Origin of the sequence: Mesorhizobium sp. M0663 (genome assembly GCF_040320585.1) — a bacterium.
In the GTDB taxonomy this organism is placed as follows: Bacteria; Pseudomonadota; Alphaproteobacteria; order Rhizobiales; family Rhizobiaceae; genus Mesorhizobium.
Genome location: NZ_JAMYPX010000087.1, coordinates 1 through 2,586, shown reverse-complemented (window position 1 = coordinate 2,586; position 2,586 = coordinate 1). Strand labels below are relative to the sequence as shown.

The following is a 2,586-nucleotide window of genomic DNA, read 5'->3' as shown; positions in this document are numbered from 1 at the left end:
CCATCTCGGGGTCATTCTGCCCATGTTGGGCAGGAGGTCGAGGTCCATTACCGTTGGCACCCGTATTTCGGACATCGGCTTCGCTGCGAGAACAGCGAAGAGCGCGCCAACGGCCGGATCATTCATCTCGTCGTCGCGCCCGGGCATGTCATTACCGCTCCGGCCTGGATGATCGATCCCGTGGCTTGCGCGGCGATGGACCTGGGCTCCCCGCGCGTATCGCTTGCCGCGCTGCTTGAGCTTCACAAGCTCTTGATCGAACGCCGTTTCCGGCGAGGCTGTCCGGATGGTTTCACCATCGCGGAGGCGCAACATGAGAACCCTGCCACCACCGACACGATCTCTCGTGGTCGTTCGCCAACTCAGCTTGCCGCTCGACTCGCAGAAGCTGAACGGGCTGAGTTCAGCGCAACGGACCATAGTGATCGCCCGGCTCGCCAACGTATTGATGGCCGCCGCCGGCGTGGCAACGGAGGAGGAGAGCTGCGATGACGAGCGGTAATCTGATTCCGACTGCCGTCCTCAAGCGCAAGGCTGTCGTCTATGTGCGTCAGTCCACTCAGGCGCAGGTCCAGCTCAACCTTGAGAGCCAACGTCGGCAATATGAGCTTGTCGACGTCGCGCGGCGCTGGGGATTCCGCAAAGTAGAGGTGATCGACGAGGATCTGGGACGAACCGCAAGCGGGGCTGTGGAGCGTCCCGGTTTCGAGCGCCTGGTCGACGATCTGTGCACCGGCCATGTGGGCGCCGTGCTTTGCCTGGAGGCGTCCCGCCTGTCGCGCAACGGGCCGGACTGGCATCGGCTGCTCGAGTTGTGCGGCGAAGTTGATGCACGCGTGATCGATCTGGACGGAGTCTACGATCCGGGATTGCCGAACGACCGCCTGCTGCTCGGTATGAAGGGCAGCATCAGCGAGTTCGAGCTCGGCGTGCTGCGTGCCCGCATGTACGAGGCCGCCCGCGCCAAGGCACAGCGCGGGGAACTGCGCATCTCCGTGCCTTTCGGCTATGTCTGGCACCGCGATTACGGTCTCGGGTTCGATCCCGACATGCGCCTGCAGGAGACCATTCGCCTGATATTCGCGCGCTTCCGCGAACTCGGCAGTGCGCGCCAGGTCCTGATCTCGATGATCGACGATGACGTGCATTTCCCCAGACCCTCCGACGGCAAGAAGATGGTGTCCTTCGACTGGGTTCCGATCCGCTACCGCAACGTGATCTCGATCCTGAAGAACCCATTCTACGCCGGCGCCTATGTCTATGGTAAGAGCGAGAAGCGCACTGAGATCGTCGATGGCCGCGTTCGCAAGAGCTATGGCCATTACAAGCCGGCTAGCGAGTGGGCGGTGGTGCTCAAGGAGCATCACGAAGGCTATATTGGATGGAGCGAGTACGAACGGAACCAGGAACTGCTCGCGGCCAACGCCTATGGCAAAGCCGGCGGCGTCAAGTCGGGCCGCGGCGGTCGCGCGCTGCTTCCGGGTCTTCTCTCCTGTGGTCGATGCGGGCGAAGACTGGTTGTCACGTATGCCGGACGTGGCCAAGGTTATCCGGTCTATCGTTGCGAGCGCGGCAACACCATGATGGCGCAGGCGCGATGCATGTCGTTCAACGGCTTTCGAACCGATGCGGCGGTGACCCGCGAAGCCTTGGAGGCGGTTGCGCCGATGGCGATCGAGGCGGCGTTGGAGGCTGAACAGATGCAGCTGGAGAGCGAAGCCAGGCGGCGGCAGATGATCGAGATGGACCTGCAGCAGGCGCGCTATGAAGCATCGCTCGCCGAGCGCCGCTATGCCGCGTGCGACCCGGAGAACCGGCTCATTGCGGCCCAGCTTGAGAGGAGTTGGGAAGCCACGCTCAGGCGCGTGGAGACCTGCGAGGCCCGGCTGAGCGAAGTCCAGCGTGTGGAGGCTGTCGACGCGGTTCCGGACTTCACGGGCCTCGCCCAGAATCTCGAGGCCACCTGGAACGCGCCGGGTGTCGACATGCGCTGTCGTCAGCAACTGCTGCGCGCGCTCATCAAGGACATCGTGGCGGATGTCGATGACGATGCGCGCGACGTGATCTTGACCATCCACTGGCACGGAGGCCAGCACTCGCAGGTACGGGTTCGCAAGCCCAAATCCGGAGAGCATGGCCAGCGTACGCCTGAGGAGGCTCTGGCGATCATGCGATCCATGGCAACCCGATGGTCGGATGCCGAAATCGCTGCCACACTCAACCGCATGGGCATGCAGACCGGTCAGGGAAAGACCTGGACCGCGCGTCGCGTCCAATCGCTGCGCACGGTGCACAAGATCAGCGGCTATCGCTCTTCCGACAAGAATGGCGAGTGGCTCACCATGTCGGACGCGGCCGCCCGGCTTGGAGTCTCGCACGTCAAAATCCGCCGGTTCATCAGGGATGGCCTCTTGCCTGCCGAGCAGGTCATGCGCGGCGCACCCTACCAGATCCGCGCCAGCGACCTCGAAGACGAACGGATCAAGGCCGATTTGGCGCGCAATACTCCGCATCGCATCCACGACGACAACCAGGAATCGCTGTTTTCCGCCATTTGAAAAGGAGGTGCATAATGAATCGGTCTTC

Annotated in this window: 3 protein-coding genes; 2 read left to right on the top strand and 1 reads right to left on the bottom strand. The window is 63.0% G+C overall.

What is annotated here, in order from left to right:
- A partial coding sequence (locus tag NKI54_RS36135; RefSeq protein ID WP_352694612.1) for a hypothetical protein occupies positions 1 to 315 on the bottom strand: 315 nt, incomplete at its 3' end.
- Between NKI54_RS36135 and NKI54_RS36130 the strand changes: the two genes are divergently transcribed.
- Positions 314 to 502, top strand: coding sequence for a hypothetical protein (locus NKI54_RS36130; RefSeq protein WP_128178386.1), 189 nt, complete (start codon positions 314 to 316; stop codon positions 500 to 502). The two genes, NKI54_RS36135 and NKI54_RS36130, sit on opposite strands and share 2 nt — an antisense overlap.
- Positions 489 to 2,558 (top strand): recombinase family protein, encoded by a 2,070-nt coding sequence (locus NKI54_RS36125; RefSeq protein WP_352694610.1) that lies wholly within the window; start codon positions 489 to 491, stop codon positions 2,556 to 2,558. The genes NKI54_RS36130 and NKI54_RS36125 overlap by 14 nt, the downstream gene beginning before the upstream one ends.
- Positions 2,559 to 2,586 lie beyond the last annotated feature (28 nt).